15 protein-coding genes and 3 pseudogenes are annotated in these 18386 nt (G+C 62.0%); 10 read left to right on the plus strand and 8 right to left on the minus strand.

Annotated features, from left to right (window positions below; all coding sequences use genetic code 11):
* Positions 1–53 precede the first annotated feature (53 nt).
* The 5 genes and pseudogenes from GC127_RS00810 to GC127_RS00830 form a co-directional block, all read right to left on the minus strand.
* A pseudogene (locus GC127_RS00810) lies at positions 54–858 on the minus strand (efflux RND transporter permease subunit); the annotation flags it as partial.
* A gap of 32 nt (positions 859–890) precedes the next feature.
* Positions 891–2039 carry an efflux RND transporter periplasmic adaptor subunit gene (locus GC127_RS00815; protein WP_254699911.1) on the minus strand — a complete coding sequence of 383 codons (1149 nt, stop codon included), beginning with the start codon at positions 2037–2039 and terminating at the stop codon, positions 891–893.
* The gene (locus GC127_RS00820; protein WP_151975917.1) at positions 2026–2568 is read right to left on the minus strand and encodes a TetR/AcrR family transcriptional regulator; all 543 of its coding nucleotides are present in this window, start codon (positions 2566–2568) and stop codon (positions 2026–2028) included. The genes GC127_RS00815 and GC127_RS00820 overlap by 14 nt, the downstream gene beginning before the upstream one ends.
* 156 nt (positions 2569–2724) lie before the next feature.
* The gene (locus GC127_RS00825) at positions 2725–3321 is read right to left on the minus strand and encodes a TetR/AcrR family transcriptional regulator (RefSeq protein ID WP_232279252.1); all 597 of its coding nucleotides are present in this window, start codon (positions 3319–3321) and stop codon (positions 2725–2727) included.
* A 187-nt stretch (positions 3322–3508) separates the two neighbouring features.
* A complete protein-coding gene (locus tag GC127_RS00830) occupies positions 3509–3859 on the minus strand; it encodes a helix-turn-helix domain-containing protein (protein ID WP_254699909.1) in 351 nt (116 codons plus the stop codon).
* Positions 3860–3987: 128 nt separating this feature from the next.
* Between GC127_RS00830 and GC127_RS00835 the strand changes: the two genes are divergently transcribed.
* The 6 genes from GC127_RS00835 (at position 3988) to GC127_RS00860 (ending at position 11266) form a co-directional block, all read left to right on the plus strand.
* Positions 3988–4800 carry a class III extradiol ring-cleavage dioxygenase gene (locus GC127_RS00835; protein ID WP_151975916.1) on the plus strand — a complete coding sequence of 271 codons (813 nt, stop codon included), beginning with the start codon at positions 3988–3990 and terminating at the stop codon, positions 4798–4800.
* Positions 4801–4829: 29 nt separating this feature from the next.
* Positions 4830–5723, plus strand: coding sequence for an SDR family oxidoreductase (locus GC127_RS00840; RefSeq protein WP_151975915.1), 894 nt, complete (start codon positions 4830–4832; stop codon positions 5721–5723).
* Positions 5724–5746: 23 nt separating this feature from the next.
* The gene (locus tag GC127_RS00845; RefSeq protein WP_151975914.1) at positions 5747–6235 is read left to right on the plus strand and encodes a luciferase family protein; all 489 of its coding nucleotides are present in this window, start codon (positions 5747–5749) and stop codon (positions 6233–6235) included.
* Positions 6236–6368: 133 nt separating this feature from the next.
* On the plus strand, positions 6369–7412 hold the full coding sequence (locus GC127_RS00850; RefSeq protein WP_037239698.1) for an HlyD family secretion protein: 1044 nt from the start codon (positions 6369–6371) through the stop codon (positions 7410–7412).
* Entirely contained in the window at positions 7409–10150 is a 2742-nt protein-coding gene (rbbA, locus tag GC127_RS00855; protein ID WP_151975913.1) for a ribosome-associated ATPase/putative transporter RbbA, read from the plus strand. Before GC127_RS00850 ends, rbbA begins: the two co-directional genes overlap by 4 nt.
* 3 nt (positions 10151–10153) lie before the next feature.
* Positions 10154–11266 carry an ABC transporter permease gene (locus tag GC127_RS00860; protein ID WP_151975912.1) on the plus strand — a complete coding sequence of 371 codons (1113 nt, stop codon included), beginning with the start codon at positions 10154–10156 and terminating at the stop codon, positions 11264–11266.
* A gap of 134 nt (positions 11267–11400) precedes the next feature.
* On the opposite strand, the pseudogene GC127_RS00865 reads toward GC127_RS00860, so the two are convergent.
* Positions 11401–12071: pseudogene (locus GC127_RS00865) on the minus strand (transposase).
* Positions 12072–12306: 235 nt separating this feature from the next.
* Positions 12307–12459: a hypothetical protein gene (locus GC127_RS22630; protein WP_199861134.1), complete on the minus strand. Its 153-nt coding sequence runs from the start codon at positions 12457–12459 to the stop codon at positions 12307–12309.
* A 341-nt stretch (positions 12460–12800) separates the two neighbouring features.
* Here GC127_RS22630 and GC127_RS00870 point away from each other — a divergent pair, with 341 nt between their 5' ends.
* Genes GC127_RS00870 through GC127_RS00885 form a run of 4 tightly spaced genes read left to right on the plus strand, consistent with a single transcriptional unit; the run spans position 12801 to position 17719 of the window.
* Positions 12801–13760, plus strand: coding sequence for an HlyD family secretion protein (locus tag GC127_RS00870; protein WP_093037093.1), 960 nt, complete (start codon positions 12801–12803; stop codon positions 13758–13760).
* Between the two features lie 10 nt (positions 13761–13770).
* Positions 13771–15525 carry an ATP-binding cassette domain-containing protein gene (locus GC127_RS00875; RefSeq protein ID WP_199861133.1) on the plus strand — a complete coding sequence of 585 codons (1755 nt, stop codon included), beginning with the start codon at positions 13771–13773 and terminating at the stop codon, positions 15523–15525.
* Positions 15522–16616, plus strand: coding sequence for an ABC transporter permease (locus GC127_RS00880; protein ID WP_151975911.1), 1095 nt, complete (start codon positions 15522–15524; stop codon positions 16614–16616). The genes GC127_RS00875 and GC127_RS00880 overlap by 4 nt, the downstream gene beginning before the upstream one ends.
* A gap of 35 nt (positions 16617–16651) precedes the next feature.
* The gene (locus tag GC127_RS00885) at positions 16652–17719 is read left to right on the plus strand and encodes an ABC transporter permease (protein ID WP_199861132.1); all 1068 of its coding nucleotides are present in this window, start codon (positions 16652–16654) and stop codon (positions 17717–17719) included.
* A 251-nt stretch (positions 17720–17970) separates the two neighbouring features.
* On the opposite strand, the pseudogene GC127_RS00890 reads toward GC127_RS00885, so the two are convergent.
* Positions 17971–18228: pseudogene (locus tag GC127_RS00890) on the minus strand (integrase core domain-containing protein); the annotation flags it as partial.
* Positions 18229–18386: the final 158 nt, after the last annotated feature.

Genomic DNA, 18386 nt, shown 5'->3' on the forward strand with positions numbered 1-18386 from the left:
TGCGGCTCAGGCATGTTCTGCAACTGTCGCTGAAGGAAATTCGCGGGCTGTTNCGTCGCGGGAGACGCGGGCGATGTCACGGATCGCAACCTGTCCGACCTCTCCGGCCGCGCCAAGCCGTAATTGTTCGATCCCCTCGGGGGTCACGTAACCCGGCGGAACGGACAGGCCGATGCGGGCGGGGCCCTCGGTGATCTCGCCATTGTTGAAAACGAGGTTTTCATCGTTCAGCACGCCCAGAACCTGGTTTGGCGGCAGGCCCAATTCCGTCAGGCGCGCGGACGGGATCGAGAGGGTGATCGTCTCTTCCGTAAGGCCCTGAACCTCAACCTTCGCAACGCCGTCGACGGTCACCAGCCCAAGCCGTAATCGCGTGGCCAGATCCCGCTCCTCGCGCGGGCTGAGACCTTCGGTTTTTACCGCGTAGAACATGCCGTAGACATCGCCGAAATCGTCGTTGACAATGGGTGCGCGCGCGCCCTGGGGTAGGTCGTCCTGCACGTCGCTGATGCGCAGCCGCATCTCGTCCCAGACTTGCGGAATCTCATCCGGGCCATAGGTGCCCTCGATCTCGACCGTGATCTGCGCCATGCCCGGCATCGACTTCGATTCGACCCGGTCAAGCTGCTTCATCTGCTGCAGCGCGTTTTCGATGACGTCCGAGACCTCTTCCTCGACCTCGACTGCTGTCGCGCCGGGATACGGCACGAACACGAGCGCGGTCTTGAGCGTGAAACTCGGGTCTTCAAGGCGGCCCACGGTGTTCAGCCCCCAATACCCGCCCAAAAGACAAAAAAGGATGAGGAGCCAGACCGCCACGGGCCTCTGGATGCTTGCGCCGGAAATGCTGAATGCCATGGATTTGTTCGTGTCCTGTCAAGGGGGCGGGATCAGAGCCCCGCAACCGTCACGGTCTGATTGTCGCGAAGCCGCCACCACCCGCCGGAGACGACCAGTTCATCGCCTTGGAGACCTTCCAGAACCACGATCTCGTTATCGACGGGAAGGCCCAGACGCACGGTCCGGCGCCTGACCTGCCCCGACTCTTCGTCGTAAATCCAGACCGAAGGCTCGGTTCGGCTAGAGGTATCGATCGCTGACACGGGGACCATGGCAGATTGTGCACTGGATTCGGCCGCCGCATTTGAAAGGCGCACCCTGGCCGTCATCCCGGGCAGAAGCCGCGAGTCGACATCGCCCGTGATGGCGAATTCCACATCGTAGGTCTGCGCCGTGCGGTCAGCATCGGTTGCAAAGGACCGAAGCACGAGCGGAGCCGTGTAGCCGGGCACGGCTGGAAAACTTGCCACGAGATCAAAGGCGTCGGGTGCGCTGCGTGCGACCGCCGCCAGTTCTTCCGGCAGAGAGATCATGATCCGCATCTCGCTGACATCCTGAAGACGCGCAACCGGCGCCGCGGAGGTGACGTTGACATATTCCTCGATGAAGGTGCGCGCCACGATTGCATCGAAAGGCGCGATGATCTGCGTCTGTGAGAGGCGCCGCTCGGCCTCGCGCAGCGCAACTTCGGCCTGCGCGTATTCGGCACGGGCGGTTTCGAAGCGCGCTTCGGCCGCAACCCCTCGTTCGGCAAGGCTCTTCGCGCGCTCGAGCTCGGATTTCGCAAGGTCAAAGGCGGCCCGCGCCCGATCCACCGCAAGTTCGAAATCGACCGGATCGAGTTCCGCGATCAGATCGCCTTGGCTGATCTTGTCGCCCGGTTCCACCTCGAGGCGCAGGACCTGTCCAGAAACCTGGAAAGCGATGTCTACGGTGCGGGCTGGCGCGACCCGCCCGGCAACGGTGCGGCCACGCGTGACGGTGCGACTTGTTGCTCGGGTCACTTCTACTGTGACCTTCCGGTCGTGTTCAGCCCCCTCGCGGGTTTCGGCCGCAGGCTTTGGCGCGTCAGTCGTTGTCTGGGCCCGGACATCGGTCCGGAGCGCCGGAAACACCGACAAAACCAGCAGCGCCGCCGCCGCGATCACGGTAACCGATGCGATCCGTTTCCAGCTCTGCTTCATTCTATTCGAGTTCATCGATCAGGGTCCTTAATCTTTCGATGACGCGACCACGGAGATCCGCCCCGCCGTCTGGCAGCTTGAGAAGTTTCTGGAAGCGCACCCCCTGAATCGCCCAAAAAACCACCATGGCACCCTGCGTGTCTTGTGTGTCGGACAGGATACGCCCGATGTCGTCGGTCAATTCTCCCCGCAGCGGATCGAGCAGTTGCGGATCTGAGGCCGCTGTCGCGAGGATCGCCATCGACAGGTCATCATCCACCTCTTGCGATTGCAGAACCGTTTCGAGATGCCCACGCAGGGTTCGCGCGGGGTGCCGCTCCGGCACGCTGTCCAGCAGCTCCCGATGTTCGGCCAACATCGCATCGAGCAGCCCCGAGAGCAGGGCCTTCTTTGTCGGGTAATTGTAAAGCACGCCCCCCTTGCTGAGGCCCGCCTCCTTTGCAACCGCGTCGATCGTTATCTTTCCCGCACCTGCGCGCGCGGCGATAGCGCGCGCAGCAGACAGTATCCTGCGAGACGCGCTTCTGGTTTCTGCTGGGGTCATGTGCTCACTCAAAACTGTACCGTCCGGTCGGTGCATATGCTAGGGTAGCTAGTGTCCGGCACCATCTGGGTCAAGTGTTCAACCGGATCAGTCACCTTGAGGCGCGGCATGGCACCTGTCGAAGCACCAGAAGGCAAGCTGTTTGGGCCTCCCACGCTATAAGTCATTGCGTCGGCCATATACCGCCAGAAAAGCGTCAACCGCCCTCTTTGAATGCTCAGATGCATCGACAGGCTGGTCGACGGCCAGCAATCGCGGCATGATGACGTCGGAGATGGACAGGTGAATGAACTGACTGGCGGCGTTTTGAACGTTTTCAACGTTCAGTGATTTCGTTTCGTGCAAGTCTTTGAGTATTTGCGCGACGTGTGTGATAGCGCGCGTTGGGCCTGCATCCATGTATATTTCGCCTGCCTCCGGCAGAACCGGAACCGCGCCGATGCAAACACGAAGGAGACGAATGTAACCCTCATCCATGACCAGCCCGATCATGCGCCGCGAGAGCTCTTCAAGGGCATCTTGTGCATTGCCCAGGTTTGAAAGCGGACGGCAGATTTCTTCAGAAAGTCTGTCGCATTCAGCTCGTAAAACGCTTAAGAAGAGCCTGTCTTTGCTTGAGAAATGCGCATAAAGGGTCGCCTTCGAAACCTTGGCTTGTTCGGCAATGGCATCGACACTGGCGCCTTCGAAGCCGCACTTCAAAAAGACCTCCCTGGCCCCTCTGAGCACATCGGCACCTTTACTTTCTCTCATGGTGATCACCTGCTTCCAAAACGTGATAACGATCGCACAGCGCAACATGACTGGCCGCGCTCAAAGGCGTCCAACAGGTCCATCAACTGTCATTCGCAAAAGCCGAGCGGCGCTGCGTAGCTCACAACCGTTATGAATCGGCACCGCCCAAAGCTGGTAAACGCACGCGTTTTTCGGGCTGGCGCAGTCAAACAGCGCCCAAGTCATCGTCCTGAAACACCCCCTCAGCCTTCCATCGTTCTGCGATTTGTCCCAGGCCGTCGAGAACGCTTCGCAACTCGTTGCCGCGCGGCGTCAAGCCATAGGTGACGGCAGGGGGGATCGTCTCGGCCTGTTCGCGCCAGATGACCCCGGCATCTTGCAGCATCCGCAGCCGTTCGGTCAGCATTCGGGTCGATATCCCCGGCACGGAGCGCTTCAACGCCCCGAACCTTTGCGGCCCCTGATCGCTCAGCACCCAGATGATGTAGGTGGTCCATGGCCCCATGAGCAGCCTCAGGATCGCATCCATCGGGCACTGTGGCGGCGTTTTGGACATCGCTGTGCGCTTCCTTTCCAGGTGGTTACTTTATCATCCCTACTTTAATTTTTGCCATATCTCAACTATTACTCCTCCTGATACAGCCACTCGAGGGTTGCCTTGGCAACCGGGAAGGACAATCGGACATGGCCCGCCAGCCCACGCTCTTCATTCCCCACGGGGGCGGCCCTTGTTTCTTCATGGACTGGAACCCGTCCGATGAGTGGGACCGGCACCGGCAGTTCCTGCAGGATCTCCCGGGCACGCTGCCTGAGCGCCCCGGGTCAATCCTCGTGATCTCGGGTCATTGGGAAGAGCCCGCCTTCACCGTGCAGACCAATCCCGCCCCACCGCTTTTGTTCGACTATGGCGGTTTCCCGCCCCATACCTACGAGTTGACCTGGCCAGCCCCTGGCGATCCGGCGCTGGCCTATCGGGTGCATGACCTGATCCGCGCCGCTAGGCTTCCAGCCGCGAAGGATGCCGCACGGGGTTTTGACCACGGCGTCTTCGTACCGCTCAAGGTCGCCTTTCCAGAGGCTGACATTCCCTGCGTCCAGCTTTCGCTTGCCAGCGATCTGGACCCCGCGCGCCATATTGCGCTTGGTCAGGCCCTGGCCCCCCTCCGTGATGAGGGCGTGCTGATCCTCGGCAGCGGCAACACCTATCACAATATGGGCGTGCTGATGCGGAGCCTGCGTGGCGGGCCGCGGGGCGACATCGTTGGCGGCGCATTCGATACCTGGCTGACCGAGGCGATGACCTGCCCCGATCCCGATCAACGCAACCGCAGGCTGACGCATTGGTCAGAGGCGCCGGGCGGCCGCGAGGCCCATCCGCGCGAAGAGCACCTGATGCCGCTGCATGTCGTGGCGGGTGCGGCGGGCCACGATATCGGTCGCAAGACGCTGGAGGATCACGTTCTTGGCGCTGTCGAAAGCGCCTTTCGCTTCGGTTGAACAGAAACTTGGAAAAGGAACACAAAACCATGTCCAATGCCATCAAGGGTCCCTTCATCGTGACCGGCGCATCTGGTCAACTCGGCAGTCAGGTCATCGAGAACCTGCTGGCGCAGGGGGGAGAACCCCTGGTCGCGATCACCCGCACACCGGAAAAGCTCGCGGCACTTCGGGCGCGCGGGGTCGACGTCAGGGCGGGCGATTTCAATGACCCGACCACTCTTGGCAAGGCCTTCGCCGGCGGCGGGCGGCTGCTGATCATCTCGACGGACGACCTTGAGCCGGGCAAACGGCTTGCCGCGCACCGCAACGCGATCGCCGCCGCGCAGGAGGCCGGTATATCGCATATCGTCTATACGTCGCTCACCAATCCAGATGAAAGCAGCCCGATCACCTTTGCCGCCGATCACCGCGAGAGCGAGGCGCTGATCAAGCAGACCGGTATCCCCCACACGATCCTGCGCAACTGTCTTTACGCCGATCTCTTGCTGATGAGCGGGGCGCAGGCGATTGGCACGGGGGCGCTTTACGCGGCGGCGGGCGACGGCAAAGCGGGCTATGTCACGCGCGCCGATTGTGCCCGCGCCGCTGCCGCGGCCCTGTTATCCGAGACGGGCTCGACCCTGCGCGACATCACCGGACCCGAGGCCGTCGGCCATGCCGAGATCGCCGCGATACTGTCCGAAGTTGCCGGCAAGGAGATCCCCTACGTCCCGATCGCGCGCGACGCCCTGGTTGAGGCGATGGTCACGAATGGCCTGCCGGAGTTCATGGCGAATGTCTTCTCGTCCTTCGATGTCGCCATTGCCAAGGGGAATCTCGACATGGCCTCGGATGACGTGGAAAAGCTGACCGGACTAAGGCCACAATCGGTCCGCGATTTCCTGCTGGCCAACACGCCCGCACTGACCGGGCAGGCGTAAACAACACCCACGGAGGCCCCGTTATGCTGAATATCCCGCCGCGCGAGGGGCCAAGGCCCGTCACCACGCCTTGTGCCCCGCATACGCAGATCAGTCAGAACCCTGATGCCGCGTCATATCGCGCTTTCAAGGACAGGGCCTTCGATTTTCCCTTTGTCATCCGCCAGCCCTCGATGATCTCGGTGCCGGGGGCCGAGGCACTTTGCCTCGAACACGGGCGCGGCTGCGGCTGCCGTGAGGCGTTCATGATCGGTACCGAGTTCGCCCATGTCCATCCGCCGCAGGACGGCAGCCTGCACATGATGCTGCCAGAGGATGCGGTGCCGAAGATCGTCGATCTTGGCTGGGCAGAGCCACATCCGATGGCTGCGGCGGGCATGATCCCGCCCACGGCTGTCATGGTCTATGCGCCCAGAAACTCGGCGGAAATCGAAACCGTGCTCGGCATTCTGGGCCTGTCCTGTGACTTTGCCCGGGGCCGGCTCGGACGGGTGGACAACATCGTTCTGTAACGGATACGACGTTCAATCCGGTTGTGAAACCGCATGCGGATGATTTAGGGTTCAGGCGCGTCGCAAGAATAAAAAACACGCCCGAATCATCACAACAAGCGAGTATCCAGTGGCAAAAAACAGACCCGTTATCATGGCCGCGATCGTCATCGCTGTCGCCGTATCCGGCTTTTTGATCTGGCAAAGCACCCTATCCGATACGGACGCGGAAGGATTTGCGCGCGGCAACGGGCGGATCGAAGCGGTCGAAATCGACGTTGCGGCCAAGCTGCCCGGGCGAATTGACACGGTGCTTGTGAACGAAGGAGGGCTCGTGACGGCAGGTGCGCCTCTGGCCACGCTCGACACGCGGCAATTGCAGGCCAATCGCAACCAGATGGTGGCGGAACTGCGCCGCGCTGAAATCGCCGTGGAAAACGCCACGCTGCTTGTCGAACAGCGCGCGGCCGAAGTACGCGCGGCCGAGGCCCTTCTGGAACAGCGCCGCGCGGAGGAGGATGTCGCGCGGCGCCAGTATGAGCGCTCCGAGTCTCTGACGCAGAACAGCATCACATCCGAACGGCAATTCGAGATCGACCGGGCCAACGCCTTTGGCGCTGCGGCGGCGGTTGCCTCTGCAGAGGCATCGCTTGCGGCGGCACGGGCGGGGGTAGCATCGGCGAAAGCTTCGGTGATTGGGGCCGAGGCCGCAGTGACCGCGGCCCAGGCGATGATCGAGGCGATCGACGTCCAGATCGAGGACAGCACATTGAAAGCGCCGCGTGCCGGGCGGGTGCAATATATCGTCGCGCGCGCGGGCGAAGTCGTGGGTGCCGGCGGGCGCGTCGTCAACATGGTGGACCTCAACGACGTTTACATGACGTTTTTCCTTCCGACGGCAGATGCAGGGCGTATCGGGCTGGGAACCGAGGTGCGCCTGCTGCTGGATGCGGCACCGGGCATCATTATCCCTGCCAGCGTTTCCTTCGTGTCGGACGTGGCGCAGTTCACGCCCAAGACGGTCGAGACAGAGGTTGAGCGCGAGAAGCTGATGTTCAGGGTTCGGGCCAGGATCGCGCCGGAGCTCCTTCAAAAGCACCTCGATCAGGTCAAGACCGGGCTTCCCGGCGTCGCCTGGGTGCGGCTTGATCCGACCGCGCCCTGGCCGGCCGAGGCACAGGGCAAGGTGCTGGAATGACCGATTCCATGCCTGCGGTGCGTGCCGAGGGGCTCTCGCTCCGCTATGGCAATACCCTGGCCGTGGACGATGTTTCGATCGACCTGCCGTCAGGCCGTTCCGTCGGCGTCATTGGGCCGGACGGCGTGGGAAAGTCGAGCCTTCTGGCGCTGATCGTCGGGGCGCGTCGGATGCAGACAGGGCGGCTCGAGGTGCTGGGGGGCGACATGGCCCGCGCCGGGCATCGCGCGCGCATCGCCCCGCGCATTGCCTATATGCCGCAGGGGCTGGGGCGGAACCTTTACCCGACGCTTTCGGTCCGCGAAAATGTCGATTTTTTCGGGCGCCTTTTTGGCGAGGGCGCGCAGGAACGCGCGCAGCGGATCGACGAACTGCTCAAGGCGACCGGTCTCGCCCCGTTTGCCGACCGCGCGGCGGCCAAGCTTTCGGGCGGGATGAAGCAGAAGCTGGGCCTGTGCTGCGCGCTGGTCCACGACCCCGACCTTCTGGTTCTCGATGAGCCGACCACGGGCGTCGATCCGCTGTCGCGGCGCGAATTCTGGGCCCTGATCGACCGCATCCGCGCTGATCGCCCGAACATGAGCCTGCTGGTATCAAGCGCCTACATGGAAGAGGCCGCGCGTTTCGATCATTTAGTGGCGATGGACGCGGGCAAGGTTCTGGCGACCGGCAGCCCCGACGAAATCCTGGAACGCACCGGTGCTGCTGATCTGGATGCGGCCTTCATCGCACTTCTGCCCGAGGAAAAACGCAGCCGCCACAAGGACCTGAGCATACCGCCGCGTGATCCCGCATCCGACGGGGAAAACGTCATCGAGGCCGAGAACCTTACCGTGCGGTTTGGCGATTTCACCGCTGTCGACAAGGTGAGCTTTCGCATCAAGCGCGGCGAGATCTTCGGCTTTCTGGGCTCCAACGGGTGCGGCAAGACCACCACCATGAAGGCGCTGACCGGGCTGCTGGATCCGAGTGACGGCACCACGAAGATTTACGGTCGCAAGGTCGATGCCCATGACATGGCCACCCGCAAGCGCATCGGCTACATGACGCAATCCTTCTCGCTTTATTCCGAGCTGACGGTGCGGCAGAACCTTGATCTGCACGGGCAGCTTTTCGACATGACATCCGCAGAGATCGTGCCGCGGATCGCGGAACTCGCTGAGCGGTTCGATCTTGAAGACGTGCTCGACAGCCTGCCGATGCGCCTGCCGCTGGGTATTCGTCAGCGCCTGTCGCTGGCGGTTGCGCTGATCCACCGGCCCGACATCCTGATTCTGGATGAGCCGACATCGGGGGTGGACCCGGTGGCGCGCGATATCTTCTGGCAATCGCTGATCGATCTGTCCCGGAACGACGGCGTAACGATCTTCATCTCCACCCATTACATGGCCGAGGCCACGCGCTGCGACAGGATTTCGCTGATGCACCAGGGCCGCGTGCTTGTCAGCGACACGCCCGAGGCGATCCGCGAAGAGGCGGGCGCAGAGACGCTGGACGATGCCTTCGTCCATCATCTGAAGCGCGCGCAGGATCAGGATACTCCGCCCGCGCTCGAGACGAAAGAAGGGCTTTCCGCCGGGCCTGCCACTTCCGCCCGGCGGCGGCGCGGGCGGTTCAGCCTGGCGCGGCTGCTGAGCTTTTCATGGCGCGAGTCGTTGGAGTTGCGCCGCGATCCGATCCGCCTTACGCTTGCCAGCCTTGGCAGCGTGATCCTGATGATCGTGCTGGGCTATGGCGTTTCCATGGATGTCGAAAACCTCAAATTCGCGGCGCTCGATTTCGATCAGAGCATCCTCAGCCAATCCTATATCAACGACCTGGCCGGGTCGCGTTACTTTGACGAGGAACCGCCGCTTGTCGATCACGCCGATCTGGATTACCGGATGCGTGCGGGTGAAATCAGCCTGGCGTTGGAAATTCCGCCGGGGTTCGCCGCGGATCTTGAACGCGGCCGCCCCGTCGCCATTGGCGCGTGGTTCGACGGGGCCATGCCGATGCGTGCCGATACGGTGCGCGGGTATATCCAGGGGATGCACGCCCACTGGCTGACCGGGCAGATGCGGCAGGTCTTTGGCGATGAGGCGGTGACGGGAAACTTCACGCTTGAGGTGCGCTACCGCTACAACCCCGATGTCGAGAGCCTGGCGGCCATGGTGCCCGCGATGATCCCGCTGCTGCTGATGCTGATCCCCGCCACACTGGCCGTCCTGTCCGTGGCCCGCGAAAAGGAAACGGGGTCGATCGTCAATCTTTATGTCACCCCGGCGCGACGGCTGGAATTCCTGCTGGGCAAACAGGTGCCCTATGTCGTGCTGGGTTTCATGAATTACCTTTTGCTGCTGGCGCTGGCGGTGGTGGTCTTCGGGGTGCCGGTCAAGGGCAGCCTGCTGGCACTTTCGCTTGGGGCGCTGATCTATGTCGTGCTGGCCACCGGGCTGGGCCTGCTTATTTCCGCCTTCACCCAAAGCCAGGTCACGGCCCTGTTCTTTACCTTTCTGGCAACGCTTATCCCGGCAATGCAATATGGCGGCATCATCGATCCGGTTGCGTCAATGGAGGGCATGGGCCGGGTGATCGGTGAAATCTATCCCACCAGCCATTTCGTCACCATCTCCCGCGGGGCCTTTTCAAAGGCACTGGGATTCGATGATCTGGGCGGGTCTTTCCTGCCGATGCTCGCGCTTGTGCCCGTGGTGATGGTGCTGGGTGCCATCTTCGTGCGCAAACAGGAGAAATAAACGATGCGGCTTTGGCATGTTCTGCAACTGTCGCTGAAGGAAATTCGCGGACTGTTGCGCGATCCGCTTCTGATGGTGCTGGTCGCCTATGCCTTCACGCTCGATGTCTATGTGAGCGCGACCGCCATCCCCGAATCGCTCAACCGCGCCACGATCGGGATCGTGGACGAGGACGCCTCGGCCCTGTCGCGGCGCGTCGCCGATGCGTTCCTGCCACCCTATTTCGTGCCGCCGACCCAGATCGATATCGCGCAAATGGATGCGCGGATGGATGCCGGGATCGACACGTTCTCGCTGGTGATCCCGCCCGAGTTCCAGCGCGACCTGCTGGCCGGGAACCGGCCCGAGTTGCAGCTCAATGTCGATGCGACGCGGGTCAGCCAGGCCTTTACCGGGGCGGGCAGTATCAGCGCCATCATCAATCAGGAGATTGCCGGATGGCTGGAACGCGATGCCGCCCCGACCGATATGCCGGTTGACCTTGCCGTTCGGGCCCGTTTCAACCCCTCGCTCGACCCGGCCTGGTTCGGGGCGGTGACCTCGGTCATCAGTACGGTGACCATGCTGTCCATCATCCTTTCGGGTGCCGCCCTGATCCGTGAGCGCGACCACGGCACGTTGGAACATCTGCTGGTCATGCCCGTGACCGCCGCCGAGATCATGACGAGCAAGGTGCTCAGCATGGGCAGCGTGGTGCTGGTGGCGACGGCGCTTTCGCTCACTCTGGTGGTTCAGGCGGGGATGGGTATCCCGATCGGGGGATCGGTTGCGCTCTATCTTGTGGGCGCGGCGTTGCACCTTTTTGCAACGACCTCGATGGGCATCCTGCTGGCCACCATCGCAGGCTCTATGCCGCAGTTTGCCATGCTGCTTTTGCTGGTGCTGTTGCCGCTCGATATCCTGTCGGGCGGCGTCACCCCGCGCGAGTCGATGCCCCAAGCCGTGCAATACATCATGCTCGCGGCCCCCAACACGCATTTCATCGCGCTGGCACAAGGGGTCTTGTTCCGCGGGGCCGGGCTGTCCGTGGTCTGGCCGCAACTTGTGGCGCTGATGCTGATCGGGTCGGTGATGTTCGCCTTCGCCCTGCACCGGTTCCGCGCCTTTCTGCGCTGACTGCGGGGGCGGCGTAACCGCTTTTCGGCTATACTTGTTCAGCCTTGGTGGAAAGCTCAGACTCCTTGACGACCTTTTGCGACTCTGTTGCACAAATCGGCTGATGGCCGAGGGGCCCCTTTCCCTGGGCAGACTCATCCTGCGGCCTCTGTGATGGGTATGCCGAGCGCGGAGAAGCCGTTCAGCATGGCGACGCGGACCTGGAACTCAGCGACTTGACGGTCAAAACCCCTCGCGCTCAAGCGTTGGCCGAGCTGCTTCACGCAATGCATCTTTGTTTCGACGCGGCTTCGGCGGTGATAGCCGCTCCATCGTCGCCAGATGGTCCTTCCGCCGCGCTTCGATCTCCGCAGGATTTCGTTACGGTCGACTGCGCCGACGGTGTCGGGTTTCTAGGATTTGACGTTCTTGCGGGGCGGGAGTGAGGGCACGAACGCCACTGGTTCGAGACGTCAGGGTTTTCTGGCGACGTGACAGCGTGCTGAAATCGGGCACCGCCCAGTCAAGGCCGATCAGGCGCAGAAGGCTCTCGACAAACCCGGTCGTCTGCCTGAGCGCCATGCCGAACAGAACTTTCATCGTCAGGTAGGTCTGGATCGGGTTCGTCGGGAAGCAGTCCCCCGGACTGTTTCCGACCCTCCTCACCGCTGTAGTCGGGCGGGCGACCACGCTTACCGTTGGGCGCGGCTTCCCAGGTCATGGCGGGATCGAACCAGATCGATAGCGAGCCACGGCGCTTGAGCGCTTCGTTATAGGCCGTCCAGTTCCTGGTCTTGTAGGCGGGGGGATGGGTCTGCTCATGCAGTCCAGCTACCACACTGGATTCACAAGATGAATCCCTCACGGAATTTGTGCAACAGAGCCGGTCGCGGGTCTCTCACGTATGACGGAATACGAACTGGATCGTATCGCAATCGGCAGGGGCGCTTCCAGCGTCGCCGGAAGCACCGCGCCGGAACAGCTGGCACCCGACATGCAGTGACCTGACGGACTGCTTGCAGGAGCCGCTGACCTATCCACATGCCGGTCAAGCGACGCGCCTACAATAGGTCGGATGACACCGACGCCTCGTCGTTGTGGATCTGGCCCAACGTCGCCGAAACCACCATGGCCACAACGATGAGAAAGTGCAGCACCGGCGATCTTGCCGACAGCACTTTCTTCAAGGACAAGGTGATGCGTCGTCCCGTCATGGCCGACCCGGAATCTCCCCTCGCCCCTATGTTATCATAAGGCTTTCGATTGCGCAGGTATTAATCTGGATCAATGTTCGCGCGTTACATTCGCCCCGGCGTCATGTGCGCCTGCACCTCACGGCCCCGCGAATACCCGGACCATCAGCAGCCCGGCAGCAAGCGCCAGGACGGAAAGCCCGGCCATGGCCCAGATTGGTGGCGCATGGGAAGTCGTGCCTCTTCGCTTCCTGGAGACATCGCGCCGGGAACCGTGAGTGAGTTCGACACGGAATACGATCACGCATAGTAACAATTCCCTGGCGCTGATATAAACAAGGAGAACGAAGGAGGACGCCCGCGTGAGAAATACATGGCTCTTGAGCGCGCTGTTGCTGGCCATCATTGCTGGCGGCTCTTATGGCTTGTTCCTCTATTTGCGGCCAGCGCCGCTTCCTGAACAGTTGCTTTACGGCAACGGCCACATCGAAGGTACGGAAGTGCGGGTGGCCGTCGAGGTCGCGGGCCGTGTCGTCGAGAGTGGGATTGACGAAGGTGTAACCGTCACCAAAGGCGACCTCCTGCTTCGACTCGATGACGCCGATTTCATCCTGCGCAAAGAGCAAGCCGAGGCCGGGGTCGAGGCGCGACGGCGGGAGCGCGAACAGGCGGAGCGCGAGCTGCAGGTCTGGCGCCATCACTATGAGATTGCCGAGCGTGAGCTCTCCCGCTACCGGGAACTTGGCAGGCGGGGTACCGTGACGCCACAGCGGGTCGAGCAGGCGGAAAACGCGTTCCGGAATGCCCAGGGCCGGGTTGGCGCTTTGGAAGCGGAGATCGGCGCCACCGAAGGCCGGATCGAAGCCGCGCGCAAGGAGCTTGCCGTTGTGGCGAACCAACTGAAAAAGACGCGCGTTTTCACACCGGTCTCCGGGACCGTTCTGGCGAAGACGATAGAGGTGGGAGAGTTCGCCCAGCAAGGTCGAACGGTGGCTATCCTGGCCGACCTTTCTCGCATCGAACTCAAGGTTTTCATTCCCGAGAAGGACATCGGCAAGGTCAAGCTCGACGCCTCCGCGCGCGTTCGGGTGGACGCCTTTCCCGACCGTCTGTTCGAAGGGCGGGTTGCGCGGGTCGATCAGCAGGCGCAGTTCACGCCCCGCGATATCCACATGCCGGAGGAGCGGACGCGCATGGTTTTCGGCCTGACGCTCGTTCTTGGCAATCCTGATGGTGTGCTCAAGCCCGGCATGCCTGCTGATGCCTGGATACTTTGGGATTCCGGCACGCGATGGCCACCGCAACTCTTCGTTCCGCAGTGAGGCGGGGGCGATGAGCGGCGCGGGCGACAACATGATTGAAACCGAGGGACTGGGCCGGCGGTTCGGCCACGCTCGGGCCATCAGTGCAATCGATCTGCGAATTGCGCGGGGCGAGATCTTTGGTCTCGTCGGGCCTGATGGGGCGGGCAAGACGACACTCCTTCAACTCTTGGCCGCCATTCTCGATCCGAGTGAGGGCAGCTGCCGGGTCCTCGGCTTCGACACAGTACGGCAAGCCTCCGAAGTCACGTCCCGGATTGGCTACATGGCGCAAGGCTTCACGCTCTATGATCACCTGACCGTCGCGGAGAACCTGGCCTTCGCCGGCAAGGTGCGCGCCGTGCCTCGGGCTGTGTACGCCGCAAGGAGCGAGCGCCTCCTCGCGATGGCCGCGCTCACCCCCTTTCTTCATCGCCGGGAGGGCACACTGTCGGGCGGCATGCGCAAGAAGCTCGCCCTCTGCACCAACCTGATTCATCAGCCGCCCCTGCTTCTCCTCGACGAGCCCGGCCTTGGGGTGGACCCGCTCTCGCGCCGCGAACTCTGGCGGATGCTGGAAGACTTCCGGCACGAGGGTGCGACGATTGTCTTTGCAACATCCTACATGGACGAGGCGGAAATGTGCGATCACGTCGCTTTCCTCGACCACGGTTCGATAACCGCGCAAGGGACGCCCGACGCGCTGCGTGCTCGCGCGCAGGGAGCTGTCTTTCAGGTGGAAACGGACAATCCGGTCGCGGTCGAGGATGTCTTGAGTGAGGCTCCGGAGATGCTGGGAAGCCAGTGGCGGCCGACGGACCTCCGCTTTGTTGTGGAGTCGGCCAAGGGTCTTTCGAACGAGTTACGCAAACAGCTCGAACAGCTCGGACGGGTGGAACCGGCCACGCCTTCGATGGAGGATGTCTTCGTTGTCCTGCGCAAGGGCGAGCGTACCGAGGTTCCGACAGGCATTGCAGAAGTCGCCCGGCTTGCCGCTTCGAAGGGTCATCGCGAACCGGCCCAGAGTGTGGAAACGCGCCGGCTGACCCGCCGCTTTGGTGATTTTGTCGCTGTAGACGATGTCACCTTCGAGGTGAACCCCGGAGAAATCTTCGGCCTGCTCGGCCCGAACGGCGCCGGCAAGACCACACTCATCCGCATGCTCTGCGGCCTTTTGCCGCCTTCGAGCGGGACCGCGCGCGTCGTGGGTATCGACATTGCTTCGCAACCGCGCCGTTTGCGCCAGCGTATCGGCTACATGTCCCAGCGTTTCTCGCTTTACCACGATCTCACCGTGCATGAGAATCTTGCATTCTTCGCCAGCGCCTACGGGATAAAGCGCCGCCCGGCCCGAGAGGCCATAGCCTGGGCAAGCGCCGTCACCGGGCTCCATGGCCTCGCGGACGAAAGTGTCTCCGGCCTTTCCGGCCCCGTGCGCCAGCGGCTTGCACTCGCCTGCGGCATCCTGCACCGTCCGGCCGTCCTGTTCCTTGACGAGCCGACCTCCGGGGTCGATCCCCAGGCGCGTTCCCGCTTCTGGCGTCTCGTCAACACGCTGGCTGCGGCCGGCACAGCTGTGCTCGTTACGACGCATTATCTGGAGGAGGCCGCCTACTGCCACCGCCTCGGGCTCATGTACGAGGGCCGCCTGATCGCGGCGGGCGACCTCGCGGCCTTGCGCGCCGGCCTGCCGCAAGATGGTCTGGAAACGATCGAGGACGTGTTTCTTGCCTATATCGAGCGGGAGCGCACGCAGGCAGTTCGGCCAATCGAGGAAGCAGGATGAAATTCAGCCGTATAGCCGCTATTGTTGAAAAGGAAACGACCGAGATAGTTCGCGATCCCATCACGGTCGTGATCGCCCTTCTCATGCCGTTACTGATGCTCTTCCTGTTTGGTTATGCGATCTCGCTCGACGTGGACAACGTTCCCATGGGGGTTTTCGACCAGGACCGGTCCCCGGACAGCCGGGCACTGGTCGATCGTTTCATTCAGAGCGGCTACTTCCAGCTCGCACAGGATTTCACCGATGATCGGGATGTCGAGAAGGGGCTGCAGCGTGGCACTGTCAAGCTCGCGCTCGTTATCCCGCCGAAGTTCCAGAACACCCTCGCGCGCGATGGAACGGCACCTGTCCAGGTGCTCGTGGACGGCACTTATTCCGCCACTGCCAACCTCGTCGCAGCCTACGCAACAGCCATCGTCTCGGATTTTCATAGTGAGGCGTCCCCGAGCGTCCACGTTGAGGCCCGCGTCTGGTATAACCCGGCGTTGCGCAGCGTAACTTTCGTGATCCCAGGCTTGTTCGGCGTGATCTTGATGGCGTTTCCGCCGCTTCTGACGGCGCTTGCCATCACCCGTGAAAAGGAAAGTGGTTCGATTCAGCAGATCTTTGCATCACCTCTTACACCGGCCGAATTTCTGACCGGCAAGCTCGTGCCCTATGGCCTTATTGCCTTTGTTCAAATCGTCATGGTTATCGCCGTGGGCTTTCTGTGGTTCGATGTTCCGCTGCGCGGCAGCATTGGCCTCCTCCTTCTGGTGGGGCTCGTCTATGTTTTTTGCACCGTCGGCATTGGGCTCTTGGTTTCCACAGTCACCAAAAGCCAGCTCGTCGCCATGTTACTGGCGCTCATCGTGACGCTGATGCCGTCGTTTCTGTTCTCGGGATTCCTGTTCCCAATATTCACCATGCCATATGTCCTCCAGCTCTATACGCGCCTGTTCCCGGTGCAATATTTCGTGGACTTCTCGCGGGGCATCGTGCTCAAGGGCGCCGGTTTGCCGGAACTCTGGCCCTCGGTCCTGCTTCTCTTCGCCTATACGGCGATCATCTTCGCGCTCGCGGCGTGGCGGTTTCGAAAGAAGGTGGCGTGATGGGCACGCGGCTTGCGGGCCTCCTTGTAAAGGAGATGATTCAGCTGCTGCGCGACCGCGTGATGCTGGTCTTGATCCTCTGGCTTTACACGATCGAGGTAGTGATCTGCGCCTACGCCCTGTCCTTCGAAGTCAATGACATGCCGCTCGCCGTCGTCGACCTCGATCAGACATCAGCGAGTCGCGCCCTGGTCGAAAGCTTTATGGTAACAGACGCGTTCGCGCCCGCCGGGTATCCCGCCAGCGCGCCTGCGGCGACAGATTGGCTTCAGACGGGCCGGGCCCGTGTTGCGCTCGTCATCCCGGAACGCTTCCAGCATGATCTGGCGCGGGGCGACGCGCCTACCTTGCAGGTAATCCTTGACGGGACCAATTCTAACATGGCGGCACAGGCCCGCGGTTATGCGCTTGAGATCGTCAACCGTTTCCGGGCGGCTCCGACAATCGCAGCGGTGTCCGGAGGGGGTGTCCAGCCGGTCGTCCGGGTCTGGTACAACCCTGACCAGACCTACACCTCATTCGTGGTGCTCTCCATGATTGCGCTTGCCGCCATGATGGTGGGGGTGATCCATCCAGCGGCCTCCATCGTCCGCGAAAAAGAAACCGGCACTATCGAGCAGCTCCAGGTGACGCCGATCGGCACGGCGGAGCTCTTCGTCGCCAAGACCTTCCCGACACTCGTTATCGGGCTCCTCTCGATATTCCCGAGCCTCTTGATCGTCTGGTGGTTCGGCGTGCCCATGCGGGGCAGCATCCTTCTCTTCCTTGCGCTCACTGCCGTATTCCTTGTGAGCGCGATTTCGCTGGGCGTGCTGATCGCAAGCGTGAGCCGAACATTGCAGCAGGCCCTTTTGCTAAGCTTTTTCAGCTTGTTCCCGTTGATGTTCCTCTCCGGGACACTTGCACCCGTTGAAAGCATGCCCGCGCTGTTGCAGACTCTCTCTCTCGGGAGCCCGCTGCGCCATTACATGGACGTGATCCTCGGCGTGTTCCTGAAAGGGATAGGCCTGTCCGAGCTTTGGCCGCAGGCGCTCGCGCTCCTGGCGATCGGCGCGCCTCTTTTCGCCATAGCGATGCTCATCTTTCGGCGCGGCAAGCCATAGTGGTCTGGCGATCGGACGCGTATCTTTCGACCGCTGGGTCGTCTTCGTCTGGCCCTTGCTGCTGATCCTCGTCGTTTTCATCTCGGCCGGGATCAGTCTGGCCACCATTCTTTGATTGAAAAAAGGAGGCATCCCGGATGTCTGAACCGAAATTGGGTGTCCATTGCGTATTCCGGGATCATCCGGCCGCCGATTCCGGGACATCCGGCCACCCTGTGATGTGATGCTGCGAGGCAATCTGAAACCGGCTATCCGATGGGGCCGAGCAGGCGGCGGTTGTTATACCAATCCACCCATTTGAGGGTTTCCCACTCGACCTCGCGCATCGATTTCCATGGGCCGATCTGGTTGATGACCTCGGTCTTGAACAGCTCGATGACACATTCTGCAAGCGCATTGTCATAGGAATCGCCCACAGTTCCGACCGATGGATCGATACCCACTTCGATGAGCCGCTCGGTGTATTTGATCGACAGATATTGAGATCCGCGATCTGAGTGGTGGATCAACGCCTTGTTATCAGGCGTTTTTCTTGGCGGTTGTCGCGTAGCCCTTAATTGGGCTCTGCCTCAATCTGTGTGGCGGAACGGTAGCATTCTCGCCCGCAACAATTCTGGACCGGCTCGACCGTACATGGCGCGTTTGAGCGTCTTCAGGCGATTGATCT

This window comes from Roseovarius sp. EC-HK134 (assembly GCF_902498815.1).
In the GTDB taxonomy this organism is placed as follows: Bacteria; Pseudomonadota; Alphaproteobacteria; order Rhodobacterales; family Rhodobacteraceae; genus Roseovarius; species Roseovarius mucosus_A.

What these genes read in the sequence shown, in the direction of transcription:
- GC127_RS22630 (WP_199861134.1), bottom strand. Translation starts at nt 12,459, where the DNA reads ATGACGGGACGACGCATCACCTTGTCCTTGAAGAAAGTGCTGTCGGCA.
- GC127_RS00835 (WP_151975916.1), top strand. Translation starts at nt 3,988, where the DNA reads ATGGCCCGCCAGCCCACGCTCTTCATTCCCCACGGGGGCGGCCCTTGT.
- GC127_RS00875 (WP_199861133.1), top strand. Translation starts at nt 13,771, where the DNA reads ATGAGCGGCGCGGGCGACAACATGATTGAAACCGAGGGACTGGGCCGG.
- GC127_RS00860 (WP_151975912.1), top strand. Translation starts at nt 10,154, where the DNA reads ATGCGGCTTTGGCATGTTCTGCAACTGTCGCTGAAGGAAATTCGCGGA.
- GC127_RS00850 (WP_037239698.1), top strand. Translation starts at nt 6,369, where the DNA reads ATGGCCGCGATCGTCATCGCTGTCGCCGTATCCGGCTTTTTGATCTGG.
- rbbA (WP_151975913.1), top strand. Translation starts at nt 7,409, where the DNA reads ATGACCGATTCCATGCCTGCGGTGCGTGCCGAGGGGCTCTCGCTCCGC.
- GC127_RS00845 (WP_151975914.1), top strand. Translation starts at nt 5,747, where the DNA reads ATGCTGAATATCCCGCCGCGCGAGGGGCCAAGGCCCGTCACCACGCCT.
- GC127_RS00840 (WP_151975915.1), top strand. Translation starts at nt 4,830, where the DNA reads ATGTCCAATGCCATCAAGGGTCCCTTCATCGTGACCGGCGCATCTGGT.
- GC127_RS00880 (WP_151975911.1), top strand. Translation starts at nt 15,522, where the DNA reads ATGAAATTCAGCCGTATAGCCGCTATTGTTGAAAAGGAAACGACCGAG.
- GC127_RS00820 (WP_151975917.1), bottom strand. Translation starts at nt 2,568, where the DNA reads ATGACCCCAGCAGAAACCAGAAGCGCGTCTCGCAGGATACTGTCTGCT.
- GC127_RS00830 (WP_254699909.1), bottom strand. Translation starts at nt 3,859, where the DNA reads ATGTCCAAAACGCCGCCACAGTGCCCGATGGATGCGATCCTGAGGCTG.
- GC127_RS00815 (WP_254699911.1), bottom strand. Translation starts at nt 2,039, where the DNA reads ATGAACTCGAATAGAATGAAGCAGAGCTGGAAACGGATCGCATCGGTT.
- GC127_RS00825 (WP_232279252.1), bottom strand. Translation starts at nt 3,321, where the DNA reads ATGAGAGAAAGTAAAGGTGCCGATGTGCTCAGAGGGGCCAGGGAGGTC.
- GC127_RS00885 (WP_199861132.1), top strand. Translation starts at nt 16,652, where the DNA reads ATGATTCAGCTGCTGCGCGACCGCGTGATGCTGGTCTTGATCCTCTGG.